23 protein-coding genes are annotated in these 22819 nt (G+C 34.1%); 15 read left to right on the top strand and 8 right to left on the bottom strand.

The window, feature by feature from the left end:
* Positions 1 to 84: 84 nt before the first annotated feature.
* Positions 85 to 474: a DUF1573 domain-containing protein gene (locus tag GQR94_RS12365; protein WP_013551079.1), complete on the top strand. Its 390-nt coding sequence runs from the start codon at positions 85 to 87 to the stop codon at positions 472 to 474.
* 51 nt (positions 475 to 525) lie between these two features.
* Here the strand turns inward: GQR94_RS12365 and GQR94_RS12360 are convergent, their stop codons facing one another.
* Positions 526 to 1752: a PDZ domain-containing protein gene (locus GQR94_RS12360; RefSeq protein WP_233268295.1), complete on the bottom strand. Its 1227-nt coding sequence runs from the start codon at positions 1750 to 1752 to the stop codon at positions 526 to 528.
* A gap of 264 nt (positions 1753 to 2016) precedes the next feature.
* Here GQR94_RS12360 and GQR94_RS12355 point away from each other — a divergent pair, with 264 nt between their 5' ends.
* The 9 genes from GQR94_RS12355 to GQR94_RS12315 all read left to right on the top strand — a co-directional run bounded on the left by GQR94_RS12355 (position 2017) and on the right by GQR94_RS12315 (position 10909).
* Positions 2017 to 3216: a pyridoxal phosphate-dependent aminotransferase gene (locus tag GQR94_RS12355; protein WP_158975794.1), complete on the top strand. Its 1200-nt coding sequence runs from the start codon at positions 2017 to 2019 to the stop codon at positions 3214 to 3216.
* Positions 3206 to 4219 (top strand): UDP-N-acetylmuramate dehydrogenase, encoded by a 1014-nt coding sequence (murB, locus tag GQR94_RS12350; protein WP_158975793.1) that lies wholly within the window; start codon positions 3206 to 3208, stop codon positions 4217 to 4219. The genes GQR94_RS12355 and murB overlap by 11 nt, the downstream gene beginning before the upstream one ends.
* A gap of 208 nt (positions 4220 to 4427) precedes the next feature.
* A complete protein-coding gene (locus GQR94_RS12345) occupies positions 4428 to 4994 on the top strand; it encodes an RNA polymerase sigma factor (RefSeq protein ID WP_158975792.1) in 567 nt (188 codons plus the stop codon).
* Between the two features lie 4 nt (positions 4995 to 4998).
* Positions 4999 to 5757, top strand: coding sequence for an anti-sigma factor domain-containing protein (locus GQR94_RS12340; RefSeq protein ID WP_158975791.1), 759 nt, complete (start codon positions 4999 to 5001; stop codon positions 5755 to 5757).
* A 71-nt stretch (positions 5758 to 5828) separates the two neighbouring features.
* Complete coding sequence (locus tag GQR94_RS12335; protein WP_158975790.1) at positions 5829 to 6038, top strand: membrane or secreted protein; 210 nt, start codon at positions 5829 to 5831, stop codon at positions 6036 to 6038.
* A gap of 30 nt (positions 6039 to 6068) precedes the next feature.
* Positions 6069 to 6635, top strand: coding sequence for an RNA polymerase sigma factor (locus GQR94_RS12330; protein WP_158975789.1), 567 nt, complete (start codon positions 6069 to 6071; stop codon positions 6633 to 6635).
* Between the two features lie 99 nt (positions 6636 to 6734).
* A complete protein-coding gene (gene lipA / locus GQR94_RS12325; protein ID WP_158975788.1) occupies positions 6735 to 7610 on the top strand; it encodes a lipoyl synthase in 876 nt (291 codons plus the stop codon).
* Between the two features lie 75 nt (positions 7611 to 7685).
* Positions 7686 to 8699, top strand: a complete 1014-nt coding sequence (gene gap / locus GQR94_RS12320) for a type I glyceraldehyde-3-phosphate dehydrogenase (protein WP_158975787.1) — start codon at positions 7686 to 7688, stop codon at positions 8697 to 8699.
* A gap of 35 nt (positions 8700 to 8734) precedes the next feature.
* Positions 8735 to 10909 (top strand): ATP-binding protein, encoded by a 2175-nt coding sequence (locus GQR94_RS12315; RefSeq protein WP_158979594.1) that lies wholly within the window; start codon positions 8735 to 8737, stop codon positions 10907 to 10909.
* On the opposite strand, the gene lpxK is transcribed toward GQR94_RS12315, so the two are convergent.
* A complete protein-coding gene (lpxK, locus tag GQR94_RS12310; protein ID WP_158975786.1) occupies positions 10893 to 11900 on the bottom strand; it encodes a tetraacyldisaccharide 4'-kinase in 1008 nt (335 codons plus the stop codon). The genes GQR94_RS12315 and lpxK overlap by 17 nt on opposite strands.
* A 51-nt stretch (positions 11901 to 11951) precedes the next feature.
* On the opposite strand from lpxK, the gene GQR94_RS12305 reads away from it, so the two are divergent.
* From GQR94_RS12305 to GQR94_RS12295, 3 genes are all read left to right on the top strand, one after another.
* Positions 11952 to 13046, top strand: coding sequence for a Nif3-like dinuclear metal center hexameric protein (locus GQR94_RS12305; protein ID WP_158975785.1), 1095 nt, complete (start codon positions 11952 to 11954; stop codon positions 13044 to 13046).
* A gap of 3 nt (positions 13047 to 13049) precedes the next feature.
* Positions 13050 to 13829 carry a zinc ribbon domain-containing protein gene (locus tag GQR94_RS12300; RefSeq protein ID WP_158975784.1) on the top strand — a complete coding sequence of 260 codons (780 nt, stop codon included), beginning with the start codon at positions 13050 to 13052 and terminating at the stop codon, positions 13827 to 13829.
* 101 nt (positions 13830 to 13930) lie between these two features.
* Positions 13931 to 14356: a DUF4174 domain-containing protein gene (locus tag GQR94_RS12295; protein WP_158975783.1), complete on the top strand. Its 426-nt coding sequence runs from the start codon at positions 13931 to 13933 to the stop codon at positions 14354 to 14356.
* Positions 14357 to 14358: 2 nt separating this feature from the next.
* Here GQR94_RS12295 and GQR94_RS12290 read toward each other — a convergent pair whose 3' ends face one another.
* Together GQR94_RS12290 and GQR94_RS12285 are read right to left on the bottom strand one after the other, a co-directional pair.
* On the bottom strand, positions 14359 to 15699 hold the full coding sequence (locus GQR94_RS12290; RefSeq protein WP_158975782.1) for an NAD(P)/FAD-dependent oxidoreductase: 1341 nt from the start codon (positions 15697 to 15699) through the stop codon (positions 14359 to 14361).
* Positions 15700 to 15807: 108 nt separating this feature from the next.
* A complete protein-coding gene (locus tag GQR94_RS12285; protein ID WP_024481632.1) occupies positions 15808 to 16356 on the bottom strand; it encodes a ClpP family protease in 549 nt (182 codons plus the stop codon).
* Positions 16357 to 16477: 121 nt separating this feature from the next.
* On the opposite strand from GQR94_RS12285, the gene GQR94_RS12280 reads away from it, so the two are divergent.
* The gene (locus GQR94_RS12280) at positions 16478 to 17155 is read left to right on the top strand and encodes a hypothetical protein (protein WP_158975781.1); all 678 of its coding nucleotides are present in this window, start codon (positions 16478 to 16480) and stop codon (positions 17153 to 17155) included.
* An 11-nt stretch (positions 17156 to 17166) separates the two neighbouring features.
* Entirely contained in the window at positions 17167 to 18330 is a 1164-nt protein-coding gene (locus tag GQR94_RS12275) for a carboxypeptidase-like regulatory domain-containing protein (protein WP_158975780.1), read from the top strand.
* Between the two features lie 102 nt (positions 18331 to 18432).
* On the opposite strand, the gene GQR94_RS12270 is transcribed toward GQR94_RS12275, so the two are convergent.
* The 4 genes from GQR94_RS12270 to GQR94_RS12255 all read right to left on the bottom strand — a co-directional run bounded on the left by GQR94_RS12270 (position 18433) and on the right by GQR94_RS12255 (position 22786).
* Positions 18433 to 19464, bottom strand: coding sequence for a M12 family metallopeptidase (locus tag GQR94_RS12270; protein ID WP_158975779.1), 1032 nt, complete (start codon positions 19462 to 19464; stop codon positions 18433 to 18435).
* Positions 19465 to 19798: 334 nt separating this feature from the next.
* Complete coding sequence (locus GQR94_RS12265) at positions 19799 to 20950, bottom strand: MFS transporter (RefSeq protein ID WP_158975778.1); 1152 nt, start codon at positions 20948 to 20950, stop codon at positions 19799 to 19801.
* Positions 20951 to 20974: 24 nt separating this feature from the next.
* The gene (gene kynU / locus GQR94_RS12260; protein WP_158975777.1) at positions 20975 to 22258 is read right to left on the bottom strand and encodes a kynureninase; all 1284 of its coding nucleotides are present in this window, start codon (positions 22256 to 22258) and stop codon (positions 20975 to 20977) included.
* Between the two features lie 69 nt (positions 22259 to 22327).
* Entirely contained in the window at positions 22328 to 22786 is a 459-nt protein-coding gene (locus GQR94_RS12255; protein WP_158975776.1) for a GNAT family N-acetyltransferase, read from the bottom strand.
* Between the last annotated feature and the right edge of the window lie 33 nt (positions 22787 to 22819).

The following is a 22819-nucleotide window of genomic DNA, read 5'->3' as shown; positions in this document are numbered from 1 at the left end:
AAAATAAGTAACGTTATCAGATAACAAAAGAATTTTGAGGTTCATATCAAAATAGTTACATTTGAATCTCACCCAAAACTAAAAATGATGAAAAAAATTGTACTAATTTTATTTATTGGTCTATTAGGAATTAGCCTAAACGCACAAGACAAAGCCGCAAAAATTGAATTTAAATCAGATACTGTAGATTACGGTACTATTGAGAAAGGTTCAGATGGTAATCGTGTATTTTTATTTACAAACACAGGAGATGCGCCATTAATAATTAGCAAAGTAAGTTCTAGCTGTGGATGTACAATCCCAAAAACACCGAAAGATCCTATTTTACCAGGTAAAACAGGTGAAATTCAAGTAAAATATGACACGAACAGAGTTGGAGCTATTAGAAAAGCGGTTACCGTTATTTCAAACGCAGCTACACCTACCGTTGTATTAAAAATAAAAGGAGAAGTTAAAGAGACTGTTGTTCAATAGTTTTATTTACCTCTAAAAAATTTAAGCCTAACACATTGTGTTAGGCTTTTTTTATTTAAATAATTTTTTAAGGACAAATGATAATTGCATATCGCGATTAGCACGTTCAATAACTAATTTGATTTTCTTTCCTTCTCGTTCATTCAAAAACTCCAGTACCTCCTGTAGCTTATACCGATGAACACTTTTTCCATTTACAGACAACAACAGATCTCCTTCTTGCAAGCCTGCTTCATGTGCTGGGCTACCAATGCGTATAGCAGAAATAATAATTTCTGGCACTAAGCTTAAGCGAGTTGTTCCCTCAAATAATATCTGAACATCGCCAAATGAATTTTCTTTCTCCCCACTTTTCACGACCCCTTTTCCATCCGTAATTTGGTCTGCTACATACCGCATGCCTGCATGGATTAGTGCTATACCACTCATATTGTATTTAAAAGGCTTTTTAAAATAGCTATTTTCTTTTAAGATGATTTCTCCTTTTGGATAGTTAAATACGATATTAAATCTTTTTAGGACCTCTCCTCCTATACTGCCGTTTCTATCTCCTAAATTACTAATAGAATTAAATGTTTCCATTTCTGGAAAAGCAACTTTAGCACCATGTAATTCACTTGTTCCTAGTCGGAACCCATCAACTTTAGTTCTCTTGCCAAAAATATTCCCATTTAGCCCTTTCCCTAAAAAATCGTCATAATTTAAAAGAGGAACATCAATTCCTTTTTCACGATCTTCAAAAAGCCAAATAGCATCAGAACTCCCAGTATCAACCAACAACCTCACAGGTGCCTGAATCGTATCATTAAAAAATACATCACATTTTAAATACCCGCGTTTATTTTTAATATCGAGAGGCAATACTTGATGTCGTTTGCTAATTTTTGAAGGGTACTGTTTTGGATCGTAGAATTTTATAATTTTCTTGGCATAATTAATATCTACTACAAAATCTCTAAACAAATCATAGCCAATAATACCATGTATAGGAATACCGAAAGTGGTAGAGAAATTTATATCCTTATCTAAGACAACAAAAAGGTTTTGTTGGGCATTTTTTATATTTTTTATAGTAAATACATTTCCTTTAGAACTTAATGCCAAAATAGATTGCGCTGCTCCTAGCCCTTTTATTTCAACCTCCGTAACATCATTAATTTGTATAGAATCTTGCCCCGATAAATTAAAAAGAATTGGCGTACTAACTCCTGAGTCTAAAATAAAAGAGAGCGAACTACCATTTACTTCTATGGGGATAATAACAACATTATTAATCAATTGAAATTTTAATTTTTGAACATGCTTCCCTTCTTCCAACTCAAATTTTTGCGAAAAGCAAAAAAACGGAAGACACATGCCAAAAATCAGAAAACACTTAAAAAATGGACTCAATTTTATTGATTTGATAAATATTAAGCTATAATTTACGATTTTAATCAACTACAACATAATATATTAACAATAATCTGATGCTTTGTAAATTAAAATTATTCTATTGCTTTGTACCTATTGATTTCCCATTTTTGCAAAAAAAATACACTGATGCCTAATATCTCCACCAAGGGCCTATCCATGCCAGAGTCTCCAATCCGTAAATTGGTTCCGTTTGCAGAAGCCGCTAAGAAAAGAGGTGTTAATGTGATTCACCTTAATATAGGCCAGCCAGATATTAAGACTCCAAAGGTTGCCTTAGATGCCGTAAAAAATAATACGATAACTACTTTAAGTTACAGCAAAACTGAAGGAAGCGACATTTACAGAACTAAACTTGCTTCTTATTATTTGAAACATGGTATTGAAATCACTGCTGATGATATTTTAGTTACCACCGGAGCTTCTGAAGCGTTATCTTTCGTTATAGGAAGTATTGCAGATACTGATGATGAAATTATTGTTCCTGAACCCTTCTATGCGAATTACAATAGTTTTTCTATTGCATTTGGTGTAAACGTAGTGCCTATTGTTTCTAAAATAGAAACTGGATTTGCACTTCCTAATATATCTGATTTTGAGAAAGCAATTACAGCCAAGACAAAAGCAATTTTAATTTGCAATCCTAACAACCCTACTGGGTACTTATATAGTAAAGAAGAAGTAGAACAATTAGCACATCTTGTAAAAAAGCATGACCTATTTTTTATAGTAGATGAAGTGTACCGCGAATTTGTGTACGACGGAAAGGAGCATTATTCTGCGTTGAAAGAGAAAAATATTGATGAAAATTGTATTGTTATAGATTCTGTATCTAAAAGGTATAGTATGTGCGGAGCCCGTATAGGTTGTGTTATTACAAAAAACCAAGCATTAAGAAACACAATTCTTAAGTTTATGCAAGCCCGACTCTCTCCTCCTTCTTATGCGCAAATTGCGAGTGAAGCGGCATTGGATACTCCTCAAGAATACTTTGACGAAGTAATAGCCGAATATGTTTTACGTAGAAATACGCTTATACAAGGCTTAAACAAGATAACAGGCATTAAAGTGATTTCTCCTCAAGGAGCTTTTTATTGTATCGTTGAGCTTCCTATTAAAGATTCTGATACTTTTGCACAATGGATGTTAGAACATTTTAATCTTAATAACGAAACGGTAATGGTTGCCCCTGCTGCAGGTTTTTATGCTACAGAAGGTTTAGGAAAAAATCAGATTAGAATTGCTTATGTGTTAGAGAAAGATGTTCTTAAAAGAGCAGTACATATTTTAGAACAAGCATTAAAAGAATACAGCCTAAATGAAAATTAAAAAAAATATATCTTTACTACCCTACAACACTTTTGGCATTGATGTCACGGCGCGTTTCTTTTGTGAAATCAACAGCATTGAAGAATTAGAGTCAGTATTAAAGCTTAAAGATTATCCAGAAAAATTTGTGATTAGCGGAGGCAGCAATATGTTGTTAACTAAGGATGTTGACGCGCTAGTATTGCATTTAAATCTAAAAGGTATTCAAATTATTTCAGAATCTGAAACAGAAGTAATTATTAATGTGATGGCAGGTGAAAACTGGCATCAATTAGTGCTTTGGACCTTAGATCACAATTTTGGGGGCCTAGAGAATATGTCTTTGATTCCAGGGAATACAGGAACATCTCCTATCCAGAATATTGGGGCCTATGGGATTGAATTAAAAGATACGTTTGAATCTTGTGAAGCCATGGAGATAACTTCTCAAACACTCAAAAGCTTTAGCAAAGAAGACTGTCATTTTGGGTATAGAGAATCGTACTTTAAGAATGAGGGTAAAGGAAAGTTTATAATCACCTCCGTAAATTTAAAATTAACAAAAAAAAATCACACGCTTCATACCGCGTACGGCGCTATAGATCAAGAATTAATTAAAATAGGAATCACAAACCCTACGATAAAAGACATATCAAATGCCGTTATTGCAATCAGAAAAAGTAAACTACCAGATCCAGCAGAATTAGGAAATAGCGGAAGTTTTTTTAAAAACCCAATTATAAATAAAGCTGATTTTCTTCGTTTTTCTGAGAAGCACCCGGAAGCCCCATTCTACAAGCTGTCAGAAGAAAACTACAAAATACCCGCAGGATGGCTTATAGAGCAAAGTGGATTTAAAGGAAAAAGATACGGTGATGCTGGTGTTCACAAAAATCAAGCTTTAGTTTTAGTTAATTACGGTGCAGCAACTGGAAAAGAAATAGTAGATTTGGCGCACAAAATTATAGATACGGTTTATGCAAAATTCAATATTCGTATCTTGCCAGAAGTTAATATTGTTTAAAAAAAATAACCCTGATAATAAATATCAGGGTTATACCAAACCAAACTAACCAAAAATTAAGCTTACGATAACCAGTCGCAAACTTATTCTATTATTCAAAATTTAAAGTGTAACAATCAATTTTAAAATTTTTCGTTACATACTAATTACGTTGTAAAACTGAATTTAGATTTTTTTAAACTGTATTTTTTTAAACCTTAACCTTTTCATGAGCGCACTACTCGAAAACCATATTGTTGAATTACTGCATGAACGCAATGAAAAAGCCATTTCTCTACTTTATGAGAATTATAGCGATACTTTGTATGGCGTAGCTTATAAGGTTGTAAAAGATGAAATGCTTGCACAAGATGTTTTACAGGAAAGTTTTGTTAAGATCTGGAAGAAAGCAGATAGCTATGATCCTACAAAAGCAAAACTTTTCACCTGGTTATTTAGAATTACAAGAAATACCGCTATAGATAAATTAAGAAGTAGTAAAACTAAAACGGACAAAGAAATCCAATTAGATGTTTCTGACGTATATAAGGTAGGTATTGAAGGTATAAATCCCGATTTCATAGACATGCGAGAGAATCTTTTAAAAATAGATTCTAAATATAAAATTGTTCTTGAAGCTTTGTTTTTTGAAGGAATGACACAACAAGAAGCTAGTGATGAATTGGAAATTCCGCTTGGAACTATTAAATCTCGATTAAAAATTGGACTTCGCGAGTTGCGAAAAATTTATATTGAGCCAGCAATGCTGCTATTTTTATTAACCTTAATAGCATAAGACTATGAAAGAAAAAATTAAACTATTTTTAGATACTGATCTTCTTGAGAAGTATTTATTGGGGACTACAACAGATTTAGAAAAGCTTCAAGTGGAGCGCTATATTGCCATGTATCCTGAGGTTAGAAAAACGTATAACGAATTACAAGACAATTTAGAAGAATTTGCTAAGTCCTATGCGGTAAAAACACCTGAAGGATTAAAAGAGCAAATTTTAAGCAGAATTAAAGCACAAAACTCCACAAAACGCAAGTTTATGAGTTATGCCGTTGCGGCAAGTGTTGTTGCTTTATTATTTGCTGCTGCTTCTTATTTCTTTTACAACCAGAATTTAAACTTACAGGAAGAAAATTCAATGGTTACGAATCAGATTAAGCTTTTAGAGGCTGATATGAAAGAACGATTAGAAGATGTAAGAAATCAATTCATTGTACTTAACAATCCAGATACAAAACAATACAAACTTAAAGGGAACAAGAAAGCAAAAGATTTAAAAGCTGTTGCCTATGTAAATCCTGTGAAAAAATTATCTTATATCAATGTACAAAACCTTCCTCATTTAGAGCCTGGTCAATGTTTACAGATGTGGGCTGAAGTTAATGGGAAAATGTTAAATCTAGGTGTTATTAGAGAAGCTGGAGCTAAAGATAATTTATTAGCCATCCCATATTCAGAGGATGCAGTAGGATACATCACTATAGAACAAGAAGGCGGAAACGAGACACCAACAGTGGATAATATCGTAGCCAATATTGCCTTTTAAGGAATTTTGATTTTTTTCCATTAAAACATTCAAAAGATAAAATATTTGTACCTTTGTACAAATATTTTATCATGAAGTTAGTTTTATTAACCATAGGATTGTTAGCACTTGCATTTGCAGGTATTGCCATTAAAATATGGTCAAAAAAAGATGGAGAATTTGCTGGAACCTGTGCTAGTCAGAGTCCATTTTTAAACAAAGAAGGAGAAGCTTGTGGTTTCTGTGGCAAACTGCCTAATGAACAAGATTGTAAAAAAGATACTTCTTCAGAACTTAAGTAAAACACCACTGCAGTTCATTAACAAGCTAATTTGGACAAAACCAAAGACACGTTACAAGAATCCATAGCAAAGGCTAAAGCAGGAAATCAGATCGCTTTTAGTTTATTGTTAGATTCCTTTTGGAATGATGTCTATAGCTTTCAACTACAACGTACTAAAAACGAAAATGATGCTGAAGACATTACCATTCAGACATTTTCTAAAGCATTTGATAAAATAAACACCTACGACGAAAGCTATCAATTTAAAACTTGGTTGATCGCTATTTCAAAAAATATTCACGTAGACCTTATCAGAAAAAGTAAGCGTAATATTTTAGAAAAAACAGATAGTAGTGCCGATGCTATTAAAAAAGTATTGGACGATAGTCCGTCTGCTGAAGATCAGTTAATTAATCAGCAAAATTTAGCAACTCTTTTAGAGCATATTAAAAGTTTGAAACCTCATTACCAGAAGGTAATAAACTTGAGGTATTTTAATGAGCTTAGTTACGCAGATATTGCTATTTTACTCAACGAGCCTATCAACAATGTAAAAGTTAAACTTCTAAGAGCAAAAAAACTTTTAGCAACTGCAATTAAAGGAGCTAAATCTTAAGAGCTATAAATCTATAGGCGCCTAAAACTTCCCTTACATCAGCATTTTCAAATACAAAAAGAACCTAAAATTGTTTGTATATTTGCATAAAAATTGACGATGAGCGATAGCGCAGTAAAAAGTGTTTTACCACCACAAGGAAAACCTAAATGGTTACGCGTAAAACTACCTACAGGAAAAAAATACACACAACTTCGAGGATTAGTAGACAAGTACAACTTACACACTATTTGCACATCCGGTAGTTGCCCAAATATGGGGGAATGCTGGGGAGAAGGGACTGCTACTTTCATGATTTTAGGTAATGTTTGTACTCGCTCATGCGGCTTTTGTGGCGTAAAAACAGGAAGACCTGAAGATGTAGATTGGGAAGAACCCGAAAAAGTGGCACGTTCTATTAAGATAATGGAAATCAAACATGCTGTTATCACCTCTGTAGATCGCGATGATATTAAAGATATGGGATCAATTATCTGGGCAGAAACAGTGAAAGCTATTCGCAGAATGAATCCTAAAACTACACTTGAAACCCTAATACCGGATTTTCAAGGCATAGAAACACATTTAGACCGTATTATTGCTGTTCAACCAGAAGTGGTTTCACACAATATGGAAACGGTAAAAAGGTTAACTAGAGAGGTTAGAATACAAGCTAAATACGAACGTAGTCTTGAAGTACTTCGTTACTTACGTGCAAATGGCATTAACAGAACAAAATCTGGTATCATGCTTGGGTTAGGAGAACTTGAAGAAGAGGTAATACAGACCATGCAAGATTTAAGAGACGTAAATGTAGATGTCATCACTATTGGACAATATTTACAGCCTAGCAAAAAACATTTACCCGTGAAAGAATTTATCACTCCAGATCAATTCAAAAAATACGAAGAAATAGGATTAAAAATGGGCTTTAGACATGTAGAAAGTGGTGCTCTAGTTAGATCTTCATATAAAGCGCATAAGCATATCCACTAATTTATTTTATCCGATCTACTCTCATTTTACACTTTTTTAGAGACTGTAAAATAACATAGATCCAGTATTGTCGTTATGAAACAAATTAACATAGGCATCAATGGTTTTGGTAGAATTGGCAGAACATTCTTTAGATTGCTTCAAGCGCATCCTAATTTAAATGTTGTAGCCATAAATGACTTAGCAAATACAGAAACTTTAGCACATCTATTAAAATACGATAGTATTCATGGTGTGTTTCCTTATAAATTAAGTCATACTGAAAATACCATTACTGTAGCTAATGGCAATACCATACAGATCCTAAACCACGCTTTACCCGAACATATAGATTGGAGCAAGCATCAAGTAGATATTGTTGTAGAGGCTACAGGAAAATTTAAATCAAAGGAACAGCTCAAGATGCACCTAAAAAACGGAGCAAAAAAGGTTATCCTATCGGTGCCACCAGACGATGATAGCATTAAAATGATTGTTTTAGGAGTTAATGATCATTTACTGACCGCTGAGGATCAAATTATTTCTAATGCATCCTGTACAACAAATAACGCGGCTCCGATGATAAAAGTAATTAATGACTTGTGTGGTGTAGAACAAGCTTATATTACAACTATTCATTCCTACACGACAGATCAAAGTTTACACGATCAACCGCATAGGGATTTAAGGAGGGCTCGTGCTGCAGGACAGTCTATTGTTCCCACCACAACAGGAGCCGCAAAGGCACTGACTAAGATATTTCCGGAGCTAGACGGACTTATAGGAGGTTGTGGTATCCGTGTTCCCGTTGCTAATGGATCACTGACAGATATAACATTTAATGTAAAAAAAGAAACGAGTATCGAAGAAATAAATAATACATTTAGGGAAGTTTCTGAAAATTCCTTAAAAAATATATTGTATTATACCGAAGATCCAATAGTTTCTATTGACGTAAACAATAGTTGTTATTCCTGTACGTTTGATTCACTAATGACATCAGTGCTTGGTAAAATGGTGAAAATTATCGGCTGGTATGATAATGAAACAGGATATAGCAGCAGGTTAATAGATTTAATTAAATTGATGCAAGACAAATCATACATTTGAAGATAAAAACCCTACATATAAGCCTCAACTTTAGAATGTTGTTCGTGTTTGCGCTATTATTCTGGCAGACCACATTTTCTCAAGATTCTACTGCTACTTACAAACAAGTAGAGGATTATTTTACATTAGCTAGAACCTATAAAAATCAGGACAAACTAGACTTATCCCTAGAATCAATCTACAAAGCCTTAAAAAAAGCCGAAAAATTAGAAGACTTAAAAACAATCATTGATTGTTATCATGAATTGTCTTTGCTTTATTTAAAATTAGATAAAACCGATCAATCCATTCAGCTTTGGCAAAGGGCTGATGTGTTATTGAAAGATTCCGAATACCCTTACGGTAGTGCTACTCACAGATATATAGATGCTCTACATTTAATGAAAGAGCAGAAATATTATCTTGCAAACCATGAATTAGACAAAGCCGATAAAATGACGAATGTTAGAAATTTAACATTACACATTTTATTAGCAAAAGGGTTTATCTATTTAGAATTACCAAAATATAGCGAAGCTGAAAAAAACTTCAACTCCCTGATCGTAAATAATGATACCAACGAGAAGGATTATATTGCTTCCCGCGCATTTTTAGGACTCGCTTTATTAAAGTCAAAAAATAACGAACCTGAAAAAGGCCTTCAATATGCTCTTCAAGGATTAGCTATTGCAGAGAAGAATAATTTTTTTAATGAAATCTTAGAGTTCAATCGCTATCTGGCACTCACCAATGAAAATTTAGGACAATACGAAAAAGCTTTGGTTTTCAGCAAAAGTCTTGTACAGATAAAGGATTCTATTTACAACGAAACCAAAATAAAAACTGAAGCCAAAAAGGCAGATAATATTTATTTTGAAACGCAAAAAAATACCATTGCTAATCTTACCAAAGAAAACGAGCAGTTAAAGGCCTCCAGTAGTAGAACAGAAATAACAGCTATTTTAACTTCAGCGTTTTTAACTATAATTTCGCTATTGGCGGTTTCATTATATAGAAACAATCAAATTAAAGTAAAAACAAACGACTTATTACAAACCAAGAATAATGAATTGGAAGCTTCCCGCGATGCGGCTGTTAAAGCCATGGAAGCTAAAACTAATTTCTTATCTACGGTAAGTCACGAACTTAGAACACCACTTTACGCCGTAACAGGCCTTACCCACTTACTTCTTGAAGAGAATCCTAGCGAAAGTCAGAAAGAACACTTAAAAGCTCTTAAATTCTCAGGAGACTATTTACTTAGTTTTATCAATGACATCTTACAATTAAATAAGATAGATGCCGATAAATTGGAACCTGTAAATACAGAATTCAGTCTTAAGAAAGTGCTTTCAGAAGTTATTAGCTCTCTACAACAGAGTGCAAAAGAAAATGAAACTAAAATTTCACTTGAATACGATGAAAGTATTCCAAAAATACTTTTGAGTGATTCTATGAAACTTTCTCAAATTTTAATTAATCTTGTTGGAAACGGATTAAAATTTACAAAGAAAGGAACCGTAACCGTTATTACTAAACTAGTGCAAAAAGTAGATGATGATGTTACCATTTATTTTGAAGTGAAAGATAACGGAATAGGCATCTCTGAAGATCAAATTACAAATATTTTTGAAAGCTTTGAACAAGGGTCTATACAAATAAACAGAGAGTATGGAGGTACTGGTCTTGGCTTAACAATTGTAAAAAGTTTACTTGGCTTATTCAATAGTAAAATTGATTTAAAGAGTGAATTAGGAAAAGGAAGTTCATTTTTCTTTGAATTAGAAATGAAAAGCAAAATTAGCACGAGTGAAGACATGCCACAAGAAGTAGCTCCTCAAGACTATAACTTTGAAGGTTTACATTTACTAATCGTGGAAGACAACAAAATAAACCAAGTCATTACCAAGAAAATGTTGATCAAAAAAGGAATGACTTGCGATATTGCGAGCAACGGTACAGACGCCGTAGAAATGGTATCACAGACAAAATATGATGCTATATTAATGGATATTCATATGCCCGGAATAAGCGGAGAAGAGGCTACCATCCTGATTCGCAAGTTTAACAGGCACACGCCAATAATAGCATTAACCGCTATTTCACTGGACGATAGTTTAGAAAGTTTTTTTGCTGCGGGTTGTAATGAAGTGGTCACAAAACCATTTAAACCAGAAGTATTTTATCAAAAAATTGGTGAGAATATCTTTAATCCTAAACCCCTTGCCTAACTATAGCCGTAATGGCTTCTTTTAATGTAGCTGCACCATTATTTAAAAACTGATGCTCAATAGAAATATAATATAAATTGTTAAGCTTACCGTTGAGCCTCACATAATCTTTCTCTGTAGTTAGTATAAACTCTTTCTTATTAAAACTCGCTATTTCAGCATCCGAGAAAAAATGGTGATCACGAAAATTCAAATGCTCAACGACGATTCCCTTCTCCTTTAAAAACAACACCAAAGGCTTAGGATTAGCTATACCCGTAACGAGCGTTACGTTCTTATCTTTTAGGTCTGCAACACTCAAACTTTCATCTAAACCACTCAGCGCATCTTTATAATGCAAATAGCTAAACAATACTTGCTGATTGTTCGTTGGTTTTATCTCACTAATGATTTTTTGCTGTTGTTCTGCCCCTAGCTCTTTAGGACATTTCGTTACGATAATTAAACCAGCTCTTTTCGCTTCCTTTTTACTATCGCGAAGATTACCCGTTGGCAAATACCAATCGTTAGTATAGCGATTATCATAAGCCGTTAGCAACAACGAAAAGGTTGGTTTCACTTTTCTATGTTGAAAGGCATCATCTAATAAAATTAAATCTGGACCAGTACTTTTTTCAAGTGTTGCAATCCCGTTTTGACGATCAGCATCTACCACAACAGTTACTTCAGGAAATTTTTGTGCAATTTGAAAAGGCTCATCTCCTAAAACCTCTACAGTGGTAGTGGTGGTTGCTATTTGATACCCTTTAGATTTTCTTCCATATCCCCTACTCAATACAGCTACATTATATTCCGCCTTAAACATATGCAACAAAAACTCTATCATAGGCGTTTTTCCAGTCCCACCAACACTTAGGTTTCCCACACAAATCGTCGGCGTATTGTATTCTTTGGATTTAAAAAACCCTGTATCAAATAAAAAATTCCGAAGATATATTACGAAAGCATATATCAATGAAATTGGAAAAGCTAATATTCTTATTACGCGCATCAAGAACGAAAATATAATATTTTATCTTTGGATAATAGATAAACTTAGAAAATGATTGTAAAACAAGTAATCGAAATTTTAGAAGAATTAGCACCATTAACCTATGCCGAAGATTTTGATAATGTTGGACTTTTAGTTGGAGACCATCAAAATGAAGTTTCGGGTATTCTTGTTACCCTAGATACGTTAGAAAATGTGGTCGATGAAGCTATTGCCACCAATTGCAACTTAATCGTTAGCTTTCACCCTATCATTTTTAGTGGATTAAAGAAACTTACCGGTGATAATTATGTGCAACGTGTCGTTATTAAAGCCATCCAAAATAATATCTCTATTTACAGTATGCATACTGCCTTGGACAATTCTAATCAAGGTGTTAATGCAAAAATTTGCGAAATTTTAGGCTTAGAAAATACCAAAATATTAATCCCTCAAAAAGGGACAATAAAAAAATTAAGTACGTATGTTCCAAAAAATGATGCGGCACAACTAAAAGAAATCTTGTACCAAGCAGGTGCAGGAAATATTGGCAATTATAGCAATTGTAGTTTTACCGTTGAAGGTACTGGAAGCTATAAGGCGAATGAAAAAGCTACTCCTGTAAAGGGCGAAATTGGCAAAACTCATTTTGAAGAAGAAACCAAAATTTCCATCACCTTTGAAAAAGCTGTAGAGAAGCATGTCATAAAGGCGCTTTTAGCACATCATCCCTATGAAGAAGTTGCTTACGAATTAATTACGCTTGAGAATACAAATCAAAATATAGGCATAGGAATGCACGGATCGCTGGCAAAAGCAATGCCTGAAAGTCAATTTATGGACTTCTTAAAAGAAAAAATGGATGTAAAATGTATTCGTCATTCTAATTTCTTAGGCAAACCAATAAAAACAATTGCCGTTCTTGGTGGTAGTGGCTCTTTTGCAATAAGTACCGCAAAGGCTGTAAACGCTGATGTTTTCATCACAGCAGACTTAAAATACCATCAATTTTATGAAGCTGAAGGCAAAATACTCTTGGCTGATATCGGACACTATGAAACTGAGCAGTTTACAAAAAATTTATTAGTTGACTATCTTACGAAAAAAATTCCTAATTTTGCAGTCCGTTTATCGGAAAGCAAAACAAATCCCATCAAGTATTTTTAAAATATGGCAACAAAAACAGAAACAACAGTAGAGCAAAAATTAAGAGCGTTGTATGATTTGCAATTAATTGATTCTAGAGTTGACGAAATACGCAATGTAAGAGGTGAATTACCTTTAGAAGTTGAAGATTTAGAAGATGAAGTATTAGGTCTTAAAACTAGAATGGAAAAGCTTAAGACTGATGTTGAGACTATCAATTATGAGATCACTGCAAAGAAGAACATGATTGATGATGCTAAAACATTGATGAAAAAATATACTGAGCAACAAAAAAATGTTCGTAACAGTAGAGAGTTTAACTCTATCTCTAAAGAAATTGAATTTCAAGAATTAGAAATTCAATTAGCTGAGAAAAACATCAAAGAATTTAAAGCTCAAATTGATCAGAAAAAAACCGTAGTTTCAAGTACTAAAGAACGTTACTCTGAAAGAGAAACACACTTGAAGCATAAAAAAAGCGAATTGAATGCTATTTTAGCGGAAACTGAAAAAGAAGAAAAAGCACTTTTAGCGAAATCTGAAGATTATCAAAATGATATTGAAGATCGTTTAGTTATTGCTTACAAACGTATTCGTGCTAATGTAAAAAATGGTTTAGCCGTTGTGCCTATCGAAAGAGGTGCTTCTGGAGGTTCATTCTTTACTATTCCACCACAAGTACAAGTAGAAATTGCTTCTCGTAAAAAAATTATTACAGATGAACATAGTGGTCGTATTTTGGTTGATCCTGTTTTAGCTGAAGAAGAGCAAGAAAAAATGCAAACACTATTTTCTAAACTATAAACTTAGAAAACTTTATTTATAAAAAAGCCATCTGCATTGCAGATGGCTTTTGTGTTTTATACTATGGCATTAAATAAATTCGTAATTTAAAGCAAAAAACAATGAAGCATATAAATAAATATTTAATGATTCTTAGTTGCTTTTTCTTTTATTCACCTATTGCCATGGCTCAAGACATATCAGATTTCAAATGGGAAAATAGGGTTTTACTGCTCGTAGATACAGATTTAAACAGTGAAAACATCAAACTACAAATCAAAGCCTTTGAAGGGCAGCATAATGCTTTTCAAGAAAGAGATATCATCTATTTCATGATCACCCCAAAAGGCAGCTACGATAGCGATAAACAGCTACTAGCTCTTAGTGGACTTGAAACGTACCAAGAAAAAGATTTTAGCGGATTGATTTTATTAGGGAAAGATGGCGGTATAAAATTAAAAAACGCTTTTATTGTCCCTGCAAAGACTATCATTTCATTAATAGATGCCATGCCTATGCGGCAAAGTGAAATGAATTCGCCATACTAAAATTACAACAAGCTAAGAATTAAATTTTCTACTTCCTGGCTATCCCATTTTTCTTCAATATTTGGTAACTTCATTACTTCATGCATAATAGCTTCTTGTGCATCTCCCTCTGCCAAGGCTTCTGCATAAGGTCTGTCTGAAAAAGTTACTCTGGAGTACACTGGAACCCATTTGTCAGGATATTGCGCTGCAAAATGCTTTTCTATTTTCTTCTGTAGTAAAAACTTAGGATCTGCTGTTTTGCTACTCATTTCCATGAAATTGCGATAGCTTAATTCCGCAATAGCATCTGCGTTAGGCTTACGTGCTGTTTCATAGGCTTCAAAAATAGCATGCCAGTCATTAGTATGTTCCTTGATTAAAGAATCCAGTATAAAGATATCCTCAAAGCCTGCATTCATTCCTTGTCCATAGAAAGGCACTATAGCGTGTGCAGAATCACCCACAAGAGCAACTTTATCCCAATAGGTCCATGGAAAACATTTCATCGTTACCATAGCGCTAGTTGGGTTTTTAAAGAAGTCTAACAACAGGTTATCCAAATCCTGCATCACATTAGGGAAATAGGTTTTAAAGAAGTCCTTAGCGTCTTCATTTGTTTTAATGTTTTCAAAAGAAACATCGCCTTCAAAAGGCATAAACAAGGTACAGGTAAAACTACCATCAAGGTTAGGCATTGCAATAAGCATAAACTTACCCCTTGGCCAAATATGAAATGAATGTCTGTCTAACTTGTGCGTACCATCTTCATTTGCTGCAATGGTTAACTCCTTATACCCAACATCAATAAAATCTTGAGAATAATCAAACCTACTTCTACGTTGCATTTTATGACGAACACGCGAGAAAGCACCGTCACACCCAAAAATTAAATCGTATTGGTATTCTTGCCACGCTCCTTTTTCGGTTTCCCCGGTAAATAACTTCCCTTCTGGTAAATCTACATCCCAAACTTTTTCTTCAAACTTAAAAACAACCCCTGCTTCTTCAGCAAGATCAATCATTTTACGGTTGAGGACGCCACGTGAAATAGACCAAATAGCTTCGCCTTCTTTACCATATTTTTGATAATATTCTGGCTGACCTACCACATGCATGGCACGTTTATCTAAGGGAATTGCAATTTTCTTAATCTCTTCTTCGATACCTACTTCATGGAGTGCATTCCACCCCCTATTACTCATGGCTAAGTTTATAGATCTCCCCGAAAATTCTACATTCCGAATGTCTGGTCTACGATCAAATACCGTAATGTCATGGCCATATTTTTTTAAATATATCGCTAATAAAGAACCAACTAAACCTGAGCCGATAATGGCTATCTTTTTTTGAGTTTGTATCATGTATTCCTATTTCTGGGAAAGTATATGCCCACTAAAGTAACAACAACTAAAAAATCCTTCACTTTTACTCGCGAAGGATTTTTAGTTTTATAGGTGTAAAAACATTATTTATTCTAAAATACCATCTACTATTCCGTAAGCAATAGACTCTTCTGCTCCCATCCAATAGTCACGATCAAAATCTTTCATTACGCGATCGTAATCTTGACCACAGTTTTCTGCTAAAATACGTGCACTAAGTTCTTTTGTTTTGATTATCTCTTTCGCCTGGATTTCAATATTAGAAGCTTGCCCTCTAGCACCACCACTAGGCTGATGAATCATCACCTGAGCATGTGGTTGAATAAAACGTCTTCCTTTTTTACCAACAGATAATAAAATAGATCCCATAGATGCTGCCAACCCAGTACAAATAGTTGAAACCGGACTCTTAAGCGATTTTATAGTATCATACATTGCAAAACCAGAAGTTACATAACCACCTGGACTGTTGATGTATAATTGAATTTCTTTATCGTTTTGCATATCGAGATACAATAAACGATCAATTACATGCTTTGCAGAATCGTCATCGACCATTCCCCAAAGGAAGACTTTACGCTCTTCTAACATTTTTTCGTCTATAGCCTCTTGTATTTTTCCTTTTTTTGAACTCATTTTTTTATTTCTTATTGAATATCAAAATTAATCAAAATATCGCTAATTGTTACACTCTAAAACCTAAGGATTTAATTTAAGTAGCCCCAAAAGCCATTATCTTTGTTAAAAAGTTCAAAAAATGAAAAAATACATAGGCATTACCGTTGTTCTCATTCTTCTATCCATGAGTTGCAAAACCGACAAAAAAGAAACGACAACAACTATTCCCGCTCCTGAACTCACTATTTTGGAACAAGTAGCACAGGCCAATGGGTATGAAAATTGGAAGAAAGTAAATGAATTAAAATTTACATTCAATGTAGATAGGGATACAACACATTTTGAACGCTCTTGGATCTGGAAGCCAAAAACGAATGAAGTTACTGGTAGTACCGAAAAAGATACCATCACTTACCTCAGAAAAAACAGAGACAGCACGGCAACAAAAACTGATGCAAGCTTTATCAATGATAAATACTGGCTGCTAGCGCCTTTTCAACTGGTTTGGGATGCCAAGAGTTTTGAATTTACACATACTGCAGAAAGCGAAGCACCCATCAGCAAAAAACCAATGCAAAAGCTCACCATAGTTTACGCGAATGAAGGTGGCTACACTCCAGGAGATGCTTATGACTTTTATTTTGGAAATGACTTTATCCTTCAAGAATGGGTATTTAGAAAAGAAAACCAAGAAGAAGCTTCCATGACGACTACTTGGGAAGATTACTCCACCATTAATGGCATAAAAATTGCGAAATCTCATAAAATGGAAGGTCAAAATTTTGATCTAAATTTTACGGAGATACAAATCAATTAAACATCATTTCAATGAGGCTCGTTTATATCATATTATTCGTTAGTTCCCTTAGTTTTAGTCAACACCAAAAAAAGGGAATCGTCTACGATAAAGATAATAACGAGCCTCTTGAATTTGTTAGCGTGTATAATAAATTAAACCATACCACTACCAATAAGGATGGCAAATATGGATTTACCTCAGTTACAGATTCTATTTATTTTCACAAAGTGGGTTATGACAAATACGCTACTATTATTTCTAATTTAAGAGATACTATTTTTTTAAACAGAAGTGTTTTTCAATTAAATGAAGTGGTTGTTTCTAATGCCAAAACAATTTATCAAAAAATAAAAGATTCTATTTCTAATAATTATTTGTTGAAACCACATTCTGAATCTTTCTTTTTGAGAGCGATCTTAAAAAGAAATGGAGCGATTATTAGATTGCAAGACATGCAAGGAAATCTACATCGGAAAACATCCATATATGGAGGCGGTTTAACACTTATGGATGACGATTTTAGTGTTGCTGTTAAAAATATGCGCCAAATAGGTCTTCCTAAAGATGAAAATAACATCTATTTTGAATTTCCTTCTCTATTTAATATTTTAAGTGAATTTGTTCGTATAAATGCAATGGGACCAGATTTTGAAGTCATTGAAAAACCCTATGAAAACAGTACTAGCACCAAGGTTGAATTCACTTCTTTAAATTCCGACACGAAGACCAAAAGCTATGGCCATTACATCATTAATACGAATGATAATGCTATTTTATCCTTCAATAGCATTGTTAAACCGTTTTACCCTGAGGAATTATTTAAAACTCCTAAGTACAGTGCTATAGCACAGCAGGACATAACTGTGTTTTTTAAAGAAGATCCGTCTGTTAAGCGTTACTTCATGACCTTAGCTAAACGTACTGCTGTTCTAAATGTGAAATTAGAAGATGATCCGATGGTTCATAAATTTGAAATGGAAATAGTTCTTTACACCAAGGAAAGTTTCGGGAATGAAGACGTAAAGAGCAACGTGAATGAACAGAAAGATATTTTCAAAATTAAAATGAAGTACGATAAAGACTTCTGGAAAGAACAAAATCAGCTTTTACTAACTGATGAAATGGAGGCTTTTATCAAAAAACTGACACAAGATGATACAAAACGTAAAGTAAAAAGCAACATTAAAGACTAACATAACTTAGTATTAGAAAACAAAAAACCGCTCTTTCGAGCGGTTTCTTTTTATCTATTTAAAACACAAATGTGTCCTAAAAAACTTTAACCCCGTTTTAAATTAGTTACAGCTTTTAATAAAGGTCCATCTTGTAAAATCTCTTTCGTATAAACTGCCTGCATACGTCACACGGTCTCCCACAGCGTATCGCTTAGAACCAGACCAAGCCGAAACTCCATCACAAGAATCTACTACAGGCACATCAGTACCACCACCATCAACAGCTGGGTAAATAGAATTGGTTCCTGAAATATCAAGATCAGAAACTTTTGCTTGACGTTGCGATAATACATTACCATTAAGATCTGTAATTGTAGGTTGTCCGTTTTTAGAAAAAGTGTAACTACCATACATCATCGTAGAGTTAATATCAAATTCACTCGTAACCAATGTTGCAGAATTACTTTTGTAAAATTGATCTATAGCATCCTCCTGAATATTTTGGGTATTGATAATAATATAATTATCTCTATCACTTCTATTCTGCTCGTGAATATACCCTAGAGTATGACCAATTTCATGGATGATCACTACTGCAGTAGCACGTGTTCCTAAACGAATAAAACCTGAAGCGCCATTCATTCCTAATGTTGCTACACCAGAATTACTATTAGATCCCGAAGACGAGATGGTCACATAATTTGTTTCGTTAGTACGCTCTTTAAAACGAACATTTGTTTTACTCGTCCATTCATCAAAAGATTTCTGTAATTCAGATTGTACTGATGCACTTAATCCTTGAGTAGTGTAAACAACGGTACTATTGGTCCATTTTCTAACACCGCCACCTAAGCCTAAACGAGTAAGACCTTCTTCTGGATTTGGGTTTTCATTAAAATCATCAGCGGTATCCGTAAGTTGATCTTCGAACAAGCGAACATCACTCCCTGCTAAGCTATACGTATCATCATCTTCTAGTCTTACTTTTACTTCAGTACCTAAGAAATACTTCGTTGTAAAATCGGTTTCTTGATTGATCACTGATTCCTGATCTTCTCCTGTTGTTTCTGTCTCTTTTTGACAAGAAGTTAAGCATAATGCAAATACCAAACTTGCCATAGCCGCTTGGTACATTCTTTTTGTTTGTTTCATTTTTTCAATTTTAGTGTTCATGTTCATTATAAGTTTTGGGGCTAAAACTCAAGACTATGTACGACCAGAACTAAAAAAATAGCGATGAACAGCTCATATTTTCGATGAACTACACGATTTAGAAAATAACTTTAACACTTAAAACCACACAAATAAAAACTAAAACACGTGCTAAATAATTGATACAATGAATTTTACAAAAAATCATTTCCTAAAAATTTTGAATTCTTTGCAAGTAGCTAATTTTCACTAAAATGGAATATATAGAGGAAGTTTTCTTATAAATTTTGAACCTACTGATACACTGCAGGAAAAAATACGAAAGCGACACCCTTTATGCGCCCCTTTTTTGTTTTAATAATAAAGACGCTGCTAAGACAGTTATAGAACAGACCAGCAAAAGCATAAAGCTAATCCGTAAGGAATAAGATTCTGCCAAGAAACCCAAAACAACAGGACCTAATAAGAATCCAGACACCCCAGTTCCTGCAATAAATGCAATTCCCTGAGAAGATGCTACGCCTTTTACCTTACCTCCTATTCTAAAAAGCTCTGGAATAATTGCAGAAAAACCTAAGCCTATTAATGCAAAACCAAGAATGGTTACCACAAGAATTCCTGAGAGTACTAAAAAAAAACCTCCAATGGCCAGCAAAGTGCCCAGAATAACAATCTTAATTGATCCAATCTTTGCACTGATACCATCTGCCAGAAACCTACCTAAAGTCATCATTACAGAAAAAGCCAAAAACCCTAATCCTATGTATTTTTCTGGTGCCAAATTAATTTCTTGAAGATAAATTCCGCTCCAATCAATAATAGCCCCTTCACTTCCCATAATCACAAATGAAATAACCCCTAGGAGAAACAGTGGTTTAAAATTCTTTATTTTAAAAGCTTCTTTTTCAATTGGCGGCGATATGATATGAATATAATTTTTACGTAATAGCGCACTTGTCACTACTAATAGTGCCGCTACACCACAGATATGTAGCATCCTGTTATCTACAATCACTATTAGAAAACTACCGATTCCCGCAATGACGCCCCCTAAACTAAAAAAACCGTGTGCGGCGGACATAAAGTTTTGATCGTCTTCTTTTTCTATTTCAGTAACCAAGGTATTCATAGAAATATCCAGAAAGCCATTGGCAGCACCATAAAAATAAAGTCCCGCTATTAACGTATAATAATTAAGGGCTATAAATGGTAAAATTGAAGACAGACAAATTAATAGTAAACCATACCATACAGACTTACCAACCCCAATCTTATTAATTAATCTTGATGCTACCGGAAAAATTGTAAAATTACCTAGAGACAGGAAAAAAATAGCAAAACCTAAGCTTGCTTTATCCAAACCAATATCTTCTTTAATTTCTGGAATATAAGTAGCCCAAGTACCAAACAAAATATTTAAGGTCGCAAATGACCATGCAGGTGCAAAGTAACGCGGATTAAACAAAATTAGCTTAAGTGATTTCATTTGGTGGTTACTCTAGCATTAGCGTTAAGAATTTTCTTTTTCTAAAGCCAAAATTCCTTTTTTTAATAACTGCCCAAAACGATACATGTCTTCATAAGAACAGTAAAATGGCGCCGGAGCTAAACGGATTACATTGGGTTCTCTCCAATCTGTGATTACTCCATTTTTCATCAAATAATTAAACAAAGACTTTCCTTGTCCATGAAGAAGAACAGATAATTGGCATCCGCGATCTTCAGGAGTTATTATTTCAAAACTACTAGAAACCTCAGCATCTATTTCGTGTAATATATATTCAAGATAAGCGACAATGGTATCTCTCTTTTTAAGTAAAGCAGGCATCCCTACTTCCTCAAACATAGTTAAAGAGGCTAAGTAAGGAGCTATAGCTAAAATAGGCGCATTACTTATTTGCCATGCATCTGCATTTTCCATAGGCTCAAACTCAGGTTTCATTAAAAAACGAGTTTCTTTCTTTGTGCCCCACCAACCTTCAAAACGCGGAATATCAGGGTTGTTTAAATGTTTTTCATTAATATAAACTCCAGAAGCGTTTCCTGGCCCACTATTCATGTATTTATAACTACACCATGCTGCAAAATCAGCATTCCATTCGTTTAATTTCAATTCAACATTCCCTGCCCCATGCGCCAAATCCCAGCCCACAAAAGCACCAGCAGCTTTACCTGCTTTGGTAATATTTTCCATGTCAAAAACCTGACCGTTATAATAATTTACGCCTCCGATTAACACTAAGGCTAACGCATCTCCTACTTCATTAATTTTAGCAATAACATCTTCGGTACGCCAATGATGTTCCCCCTCGCGTTTCTTTACCTCAACTATGGCATCTTTAGGGTCAAATCCATGAAATTTCACCTGACTAGTAAGCATATATTGATCTGAAGGAAAAGCTTTCTCCTCACAAATAATTTTAAATCTTTTTTGCGTAGGCCTATAAAATGAAACCATTAGCAAATGTAAGTTTACGGTAAGCGTATTCATCACCGAAACCTCTGCTGTCTTTGCTCCTACCACTTTAGCTAAAGGTGCCGCCAAGCGCTCGTGGTAATCCCACCAAGGCTTTTCTGCGTAAAAATGTCCTTCTACTGCTAATTGCGCCCAATCTGTCATGACCTCATCTACAATTTTCTGAGTTCTTTTTGGTTGCAAACCCAAAGAATTTCCCGTAAAATAGATTACAGGCTTACCATCAACTTTAGGAAAATGAAACTCCTCTCTATATTTTTTTAACGGATCTACTTGGTCTAATTTTTGAGCGAACTCCAAAGAATTTTCAAATTTCATAAACAGCTTTTTTTTTTCAAAATTACGACTTCCAATTGTATTTGTTATCCCCTGTAAGAATTGTGGTACTTAAACTAATCTCATTTCTATGATATGTTTTTTAAACCCTACTTTCTCATACGCCTTAATCGCAGGTATATTATCTTGATACACTGTTAATCTAATTTCTTTGATGTCCTTACGATGTGCCCATTCTTTTAAGGTATTCATGATTAATGCATTTACACCTTTACCTCTATACTCTGGATCTGTATACATAAAATGCAGGTTAACGTATTCTTCATGCGCCAAATAGTTTTTTGCTGGCAATATCGTTGCAAAACCACTACCCGCTATTTTTTCTCCAACACAAGCCACCACCACTTTACTAGCACTGTCTGTCATTAATTTCTCAATATTATAATAGCTAATAGGATCTTCGGCCAAGGTGGGATCAAAGGGTCTTTCTGCACTAACAATACCTTGTTCAAACGCTAGCAGAACAGGTAAATCTTTTTCTACAGCATCACGAATCGTTATATCCTTCATCTAAAAATAGTTTTTTTCAAGATACTATTAATA

The organism is Cellulophaga sp. L1A9 (assembly GCF_009797025.1).
In the GTDB taxonomy this organism is placed as follows: domain Bacteria; phylum Bacteroidota; class Bacteroidia; order Flavobacteriales; family Flavobacteriaceae; genus Cellulophaga.
Note: the sequence above shows the minus strand (reverse complement) of the source record. Positions and strands in the feature narration are given on the sequence as shown.